Annotated in this window: 7 protein-coding genes; 3 read left to right on the top strand and 4 right to left on the bottom strand. The window is 71.3% G+C overall.

The genetic code is table 11. The features are described from left to right. Positions 1–151 precede the first annotated feature (151 nt). The gene (gene ftsY / locus QH270_RS04440; protein WP_280339025.1) at positions 152–1,651 is read right to left on the bottom strand and encodes a signal recognition particle-docking protein FtsY; all 1,500 of its coding nucleotides are present in this window, start codon (positions 1,649–1,651) and stop codon (positions 152–154) included. 155 nt (positions 1,652–1,806) lie between these two features. Here ftsY and QH270_RS04445 point away from each other — a divergent pair, with 155 nt between their 5' ends. After that, positions 1,807–2,196 (top strand): DUF2237 family protein, encoded by a 390-nt coding sequence (locus QH270_RS04445; protein ID WP_019048221.1) that lies wholly within the window; start codon positions 1,807–1,809, stop codon positions 2,194–2,196. Here the strand turns inward: QH270_RS04445 and QH270_RS04450 are convergent. Further along, entirely contained in the window at positions 2,180–2,944 is a 765-nt protein-coding gene (locus tag QH270_RS04450) for a TetR/AcrR family transcriptional regulator (RefSeq protein ID WP_280339026.1), read from the bottom strand. The genes QH270_RS04445 and QH270_RS04450 overlap by 17 nt on opposite strands. Before the next feature lie 111 nt (positions 2,945–3,055). Here QH270_RS04450 and QH270_RS04455 point away from each other — a divergent pair, with 111 nt between their 5' ends. Next, on the top strand, positions 3,056–4,033 hold the full coding sequence (locus QH270_RS04455; RefSeq protein WP_280339027.1) for an NmrA/HSCARG family protein: 978 nt from the start codon (positions 3,056–3,058) through the stop codon (positions 4,031–4,033). 57 nt (positions 4,034–4,090) lie between these two features. After that, positions 4,091–5,302 carry an MFS transporter gene (locus QH270_RS04460; protein WP_280339028.1) on the top strand — a complete coding sequence of 404 codons (1,212 nt, stop codon included), beginning with the start codon at positions 4,091–4,093 and terminating at the stop codon, positions 5,300–5,302. A gap of 57 nt (positions 5,303–5,359) precedes the next feature. On the opposite strand, the gene QH270_RS04465 is transcribed toward QH270_RS04460, so the two are convergent. Both QH270_RS04465 and QH270_RS04470 read right to left on the bottom strand, forming a co-directional pair. Then, positions 5,360–6,004, bottom strand: coding sequence for an HAD family acid phosphatase (locus tag QH270_RS04465; RefSeq protein WP_280339030.1), 645 nt, complete (start codon positions 6,002–6,004; stop codon positions 5,360–5,362). A 68-nt stretch (positions 6,005–6,072) separates the two neighbouring features. Then, a partial coding sequence (locus tag QH270_RS04470; RefSeq protein ID WP_280339032.1) for an AAA family ATPase occupies positions 6,073–7,189 on the bottom strand: 1,117 nt, incomplete at its 5' end.

Genomic DNA, 7,189 nt, shown 5'->3' on the forward strand with positions numbered 1-7,189 from the left:
TGTTGGTGTTGCTACCCTTTTTCCGGGTTATCCCCCTTTTTTTGGGCCCCCGGTGGGGGGGGGGGGGTTTGCGGGGGCGTGGGGGGGTTTGCCCGCTAAAACTTCGGGGCCCCCCCCGCGGGGGGGTTGGGGGGGGGCACCGTAGGTCGTTCTACTGCTGCGCGCCGCCGAGCAGCGCGTCGACGAACGCGCCCGGTTCGAACGGCGCCAGGTCGTCGGCGCCCTCGCCGAGGCCGACCAGCTTCACCGGCACGCCGAGTTCGTGCTGTACCTGGAAGACGATGCCGCCCTTGGCGGTGCCGTCCAGCTTCGTCAGCACCACGCCGGTGATGTCGACGACGTCGGCGAACACCCTGGCCTGCATCAGGCCGTTCTGGCCGACGGTGGAGTCCAGGACCAGCAGGACTTCGTCGACCTCGGCCTTCTTCTCCACCACGCGCTTGACCTTGCCCAGCTCGTCCATCAGGCCGGTCTTGGTGTGCAGGCGGCCCGCGGTGTCGATGAGGACGGCGTCGACACCGCGGTCGATGCCCGCGGTGACGGCGTCGAAGGCGACGGCGGCCGGGTCGGCGGCCTCCTTGCCGCGCACGGTCTCGGCGCCGACGCGCTCGCCCCAGGTCTGCAGCTGATCGGCGGCCGCGGCGCGGAAGGTGTCGGCCGCGCCGAGCAGCACCCGGCGCCCGTCGGCGACGAGCACGCGGGCCAGCTTGCCGGTGGTGGTGGTCTTGCCCGTGCCGTTGACGCCCACGACCAGCAGGATCGCCGGGTGATCGGCGTGCGGCAGCGCGTGGATCGAACGGTCCAGCTCGGGGCGCAGCGCCTCGATCAGCACGTCACGCAGGGTGGTGCGGGCCTGCTCCGGGGTGCGGACGCTGCGCGAAGCCATCTCCTCGCGCAGGCGCTGGACGATCTTGGCGGTGCTGGCGGTGCCGATGTCGGCGAGGACGAGGGTGTCCTCGATCTCCTCCCACGAGTCCTCGTCGAGGTCGCCGCCGCCGAGCAGGCCGAGCAGGCTCTTGCCGACGGCGTTCTGGGAGCGCGACAAGCGGCCGCGCAGGCGTTCGAGGCGGCCGGTGGTGGGATCGATGTGCTCGATCTCGGTGGCGACGGCGTCGGCTTCGGTGGGGGCTGTCTCGGCCGGAGCGGTCTCGGTGGGCGCGGTGTCGGCGGGAGCGGTCTCCGCCGGCTCGGCCTCGGCGGGCTCCGCCTCGGCCGGTGCCGTCTCGGACGGGGTGGTGTCGGTAGGCGCGGTCTCGGTGGGCGCGGTCTCGGTGTCGAGCGTGCTCAGGTCGTCGGGGACGACCACGGACTCGGCGGCCTGCACATCGGCCTCGGGCAGCGGGACATCGGTGATGCCGCGTCTGGGGGCGTCACGTGGGACGGCGGCGTCGTCGCCGACATGCGGCTGACCCTCGTCATCGGTGCGTTCGACGACCGGATCGGGGCGCGGCACCGTGGCCGCCGACCCACCCTGACTGAAACTGAACCCACCGGAGGCGGTGTATCCACCGGACCGGTCCGTCAGCTCCTTGTCCGGCTCTGGCGGGGCCAAGGAGATCTGGCGCCGCTTGTACAGGACGAAACCCGCGACGAGCGCCACCAACACAACGGCGGCGATCGCGGCGATCAGGATCCACGCTTGCGAACTCACCCGGCCGAGTCTATTTGGTCAGCGCATCACGGCACGTCGGCGGCGTCGGCGCGGCGGGTCGACGGGCGAATCGGCGGCGACTCGGCGCGCCGGGGAAACACTACAGATTCGTTGTCCTGCGGAACTTCTGGCGCTCGACCCATAGGATCGGCGACGTGACCGATCGAAACGTGCTTGGGGGGCCGCTGGAAGAGTGCGGCACCGATCCTCTCACGGGCTTCTACCGGGACGGCTGCTGCAGCACCGGTCCGGAGGATCTCGGCAGCCACACCGTGTGCACCGTCGTGACGGCGGAATTCCTGGAGCATCAGGCATCCATCGGCAACGACCTCAGTACCCCGCGACCCGAGAACAATTTCCCCGGCCTGCAACCGGGCGATCGCTGGTGCGTGGTCGCCGTGCGCTGGCTGCACGCCCACGAGGACGGCGTCGCCGCCCCGGTCGTGCTGGCCGCGACCCATGAGAACGCGCTGGAGGTCATCTCCATGGACATCCTCCGCAAATACGCGGTGGACGTCCCGGACGACGTCAGCGATCTGCTGTAGGTGTGGGGCGCCGTCGGCGGTGGGCCTTCTGCCGGCAGGCGGGTGAGCAGTAGCGGGCGGGTCTGCCGGTGGCGGATCGGTACACGGGGCGGGCGCAGACGGGACAGGTCGACGTCGGCGGGCTTTCGTCACGGCCAGGGGTTTCGTCACGGTCTGCCCGAGCGGGTTCCGTCACGGACCTCGGGCGGGCGCGCAGGGCCTCCAGGATGAGGACGACGGCAGGTGCGGGTGGGCTGCCCGCGGGCCGGAGTCGTTGGATCGCAACACATCCGGTGAACAGCTCGAGCACCTCGGTGACGGTCACATCGGGGCGCACCGAGCCCTGACGCTGGGCCGCCGAGAGCAAAGCCCCGAGGGCGCGATGGAAGCGGTTCCCCGCGCCGCGCAGCAAAGCCCGCGGCCAGCCGTCGTCGGACTGCACCAGGTCACACAGGTCCTTGTTGCCGGGGGTGGTCACGATGACGTGCGTGCACAGCGCGAAGAAGGCGGCGCCGGGGTCCGGGTCGGCGAGGCGCTCGGCGGCCAGCGCGGCGAGGCGGTCGACCCGCTGCTGCATCACCGCTTCCAGGAGGGCGGTTTTCGTCGGGAAGTGCCGGTGGACGGTGCCGGCGCCGACCCCGGCCCGCCGGGCCACCTCGGCGAGTGAGACCGCGGTGCCGCGCTCGGCGAGTGCCCGCTGCGCGGCGGCCAGTACGAGGGCCCGGTTGCGCCGGGCGTCGGCCCTGATCGCGCCGCCGTCGACAGTCATTTCGTTACGCCCTTCCCGCACCACGCCTGGTCGATCGGGTCGACCCGGCCGTACGGTCCGGGATACGGGTCAACCGACCCGATTGTAGGGAACGAAACGGAGCTCATCCACATGTCATCAGCACTGCCCGTCCTGATCACCGGCGCGACCGGGAAACAGGGCGGCGCCACCGCCCGGAAACTGCTCGCCGAGGGCCATCCGGTCCGCGCCCTCGTCCGCGACCCGGCAGCGCCCGCGGCACGCGCGCTGGCCGAGGCGGGCGCGCGCCTGGCGATCGGAGATTTCGACGACCCCGCCTCGCTGCGCACCGCCGCCGCGGGCACCCGAGCCGTATTCCTCATCCCACCAGCCGAATACCGGAGCACCGGCTGGACCGCCGAGGACGAGGCGCGGCGCGGCATCGCCATGCTCGACGCCGCCCGCGCGACGGGCGTCGAGCAGATCGTCTTCTCCGGGATCGCCACCATGGGCCCTGCCGACTCGTGGGGCCAGGACGGCAAGCGGCGGATCGAGGACGCCATCCACGCCTCCGGCCTGCGCTACACCCTGCTGCGGCCGGTCCGCTTCATGGAGAACTACCTGCTGGAGGGCTCGCCCGTCGACGGCGTCCGCGCGAACGGCGAGCACCCACACCTGTTCCCCGCCGACCGCCCGCTGCAGATGATCGCCCTCGCCGACATCGCCGTTTTCGCCGCACTGGCCCTGGCCGACCCCGAGAGCTGGCACGGCCGCGCGCTGGAACTGGCGGGCGACGCCATCACCCCCGTCGACGCCGCCGCGGCCATCAGCACGGCCACCGGCCGAACGATCCGCTATCGCGAGGTGACCGAGGCCGAAGCCGAAGCGATCGGCCCGCATCTGGGCAACACCTGGCGCCTGATCCGCGAATCCGGCGGCTGGCAGGCCGACCTCCCCGCCCTCCGCGAGCTGTACCCGCGGCTCACGAGCCTGTCCGAATGGCTGTCATCGGGCGGCGCAGCCCGAATCCTGGCCCGCCTGGAGGACTCGACTCCCGTCGCTCGAGCCCCTGCGGGCCACTGTCACGCCGATCCACCCGACCGCGCCGACCATTGCCGGACGGTGGCGTGATGGTGGTGGCGGGAACCCGCCAGCGGCCGGGGCGGCGGCTTTCTACCGTCGGTCGATGTGAATGCTGAACTCGTCGCGACGACGAATGCCAGAAGCTCGCTCGGCAGGTCCGTGGTGCTGTTCCTGTCGCTGGCCGCGGCGCTGGGGACCGCGGCCGTCTATCCGTTGCAGCCCGCGATCGCGCAGGTCGCGGACTCGGTGGACGCGACGGTCGCCATGGTGGGGTTCGCGCTGGCCGGCGGGCCGGTCGGGTATCTGATCGGGCTCGCGCTTCTGGTTCCGCTGGTCGACCGGTTTCCGCCCGGGCGATTGCTCGCCCTCCAATTCGGGCTGCTGGCTGCCGCTTCGGCGGTGTGCGCGGGTGTCGGCAGCGCGTGGCAGCTCGGGCTGGTGATGGGGGTTGTCGGCGCCTGTTCGGCGGTGGGTGCCGCACTCAGTTCGGTGGCGGCGCGGCTCGCCCCGCCGGAGCGTCGCGCCACGATTCTCGGGATCGTGACCGCGGGGATCTCCGCCGGAATCCTGGCGGGACGCATCGTCGGCGGGTGGCTGGCCGACGAGATCGGCTGGCGCGGAACGCAACTGGCCTTCGCCGCCGCCTGCGCGGTGATCGCGCTCGGTTGCCTGGCAGTGCTGCCGAGCACACGGGCCGCGACCGCACGCGGCTACCTCGCGACGCTGCGTTCCCTCCCCGGCCTGCTGGCCCGCGACGCCACGCTGCGGAGTGCGTCGATCCGCGGCGCGTTGTGGTTCTTCGCGTTCTGCGCGGTCTGGAGCGGACTCGCGGTCGCGCTGGCCGAGCCGCCGTTCTCGTACTCGGCGGAGCGGATCGGGCTGTACGCCCTGGCTGGTTTGTCGGGGATCGCGGCGACACGGATCGCGGGGAGCTGGACCGACCGCGTCGGCCCACGCCGGGTCGTCCTGATCGGCCTCGCCGTGGCGGCGACCGCCGCGCTCTGCCTCGGCGGCACACTCACCAGCACCGCGATGACGCTCGTCTGTCTCGCGGTGTTCGACGCCGGGCTCTTCGCCGCCCAGGTCGCGAATCAAAGTACCGTTCTCGCCATCGATCCGGCCTCGCCCGCGCGCTACAACAGCGCGTACATGGTGACGTACTTCGTGGGTGGCAGTCTCGGCACGGCCTTCGGCGCGGCCGTGGTCGAATGGTTCGGCTGGGCAGCGGCCGCCGTGAGCGCGGCACTCGCCATCGGGCTCGCGGCGACGCTCGTCGCGCTGGACCGCCACGTCACCTCTCCCGCCGGGCCACGGTAGCCACCCCGCTCATCGGCCCTGCACCGAGCGGAGTGGCCCACGCGGCGCCGGGACAGGTCAGTTCAATGCTCCGTCGTAATCCGGGAACTTGAACGTGCGCTCGGCGTGCCCGCCGGACAGGTCCGAGGGGCTGTTGCCGATATTGGCGACGATCGTGTAGCCCTGGCTCTCGATATCGGCCCGACTGGCCGTCTTGTATTCGGCCAGACCGGCATTGCCCGCCGACAGGGTGGTCGGCGCGCTGCCGTACAGCCCGTCGACCGGGTAGCCGACCGAGGTCAGGTTCGCTTCCGAGTAGGCGTTGACCAGCGCGGGCCTGCCGGTGACGAAGATGATCGCGGCGCCCTGCTGCTTCGCCCAGGTCGCCAGGCCGAGCACCGGCTGGATGGCCGGAATGATCAGGCCCGTGTTGTAGGTGGTCTCCAGGCTGGTGTTGTCGATGTCCAACACGATCGCGGGCTTGACCGCGCCGGGCAGACGCGTGCTGAGATACGCCTTCGCCTCCGCGACGACGGGCGTGATCTCGCTGATCCACTGCGCGTAGGGCGGCAACTCGGACTTGTCGCCCGACAGCGAGGACGACCCGTTGGACGATCCACCACCCGACAGCGAGGACGACCCCGTGTCGGCGGCGGCGCCGGGCAGGGGCGCGAGGACCGCCGAGGCGAGCCCGGCGACGACGAATGCGGTAACACGTTTCATCTGCGGCACGCTAACAGCGCCGCCGGAACGTCAGATGTGTTGCAATTTCACAATCTCGGTGAGTGGGACTAGGCGGGCGCGCCCACCGGATCGGCGTCGGCGACGTCGGCCCGGTTGAGACGCTGCGAGATCACCTGCGTGATGCCGTCGCCGCGCATGCTCACGCCGTAGAGCGCGTCGGCGATCTCCATGGTCGGCTTCTGGTGGGTGATGACGATCAGCTGGCTCTTCTCCCGCAGCTGCTCGAACAGGCCGATGAGCCTGCGCAGATTGGTGTCGTCCAGGGCCGCCTCCACCTCGTCCATCACGTAGAACGGGGACGGACGGGCACGGAAGATGCTCACCAGCAACGCGACCGCGGTCAGCGACTTCTCCCCACCGGAGAGCAGCGACAGGCGCTTGACCTTCTTGCCCGGCGGCCTGGCCTCCACCTCGATGCCGGTGGTGAGCATGTCGGAGGGGTCGGTGAGCACCAGCCTGCCCTCACCACCGGGGAACAGTTTGGCGAAGACGCCGACGAATTCGCGTTCCACATCGGCGTAGGCCTCGGTGAACACCTGCAGGATGCGCGCGTCGACCTCGGCGACCACGTCCAGGAGGTCCTTGCGCGCGTTCTTGACGTCCTCGAGCTGGGTGGCGAGGAAGTTGTAGCGCTCCTCGAGCGCCGCGAACTCCTCCAGCGCCAGCGGATTCACCTTGCCCAGCGTTGCGAGGTCCTTCTCGGCGCGCTTGGCGCGACGCTCCTGGGAGGCGCGGTCGTAGGGCATCGGCTGCGGTGCGCTGACCTGCTCGCCACGCTCCTTGGCCGCCTCGTACTCCTGCATCTCGAGCGCCGAGGGCGGCAGCGGGACGTCGGGACCGTACTCGGCGACCAGGTCGCCCAGCGCGATACCGAACTGCTCGGAGATCGTGGTCTCGAGCTGCTCGATGCGCAGCGCCGCTTGCGCTTTGGCCACTTCGTCGCGGTGCACGGCGTCGGTGAGCTGGGCCAGCTGGGTGGTCAGCGCCCGTGCGCGTTCCTTCACCTGTTCCAGCGCGGCCGCGCACTCCCCGCGCCTGCGCACGAGTTCGTCGCGCCGGGCCGCGGCCGCGGCGACGACCTGCTCCAGCTCCCGCGCGACCTTGGCGCCGGATTCGGCGACCGCGGCGGCGACGGCGGCGGCCTGGCGCCGCGCGGCCTGCGCG

Source organism: Nocardia neocaledoniensis (assembly GCF_029868625.1).
Classification (GTDB): Bacteria; Actinomycetota; Actinomycetes; order Mycobacteriales; family Mycobacteriaceae; genus Nocardia; species Nocardia neocaledoniensis_A.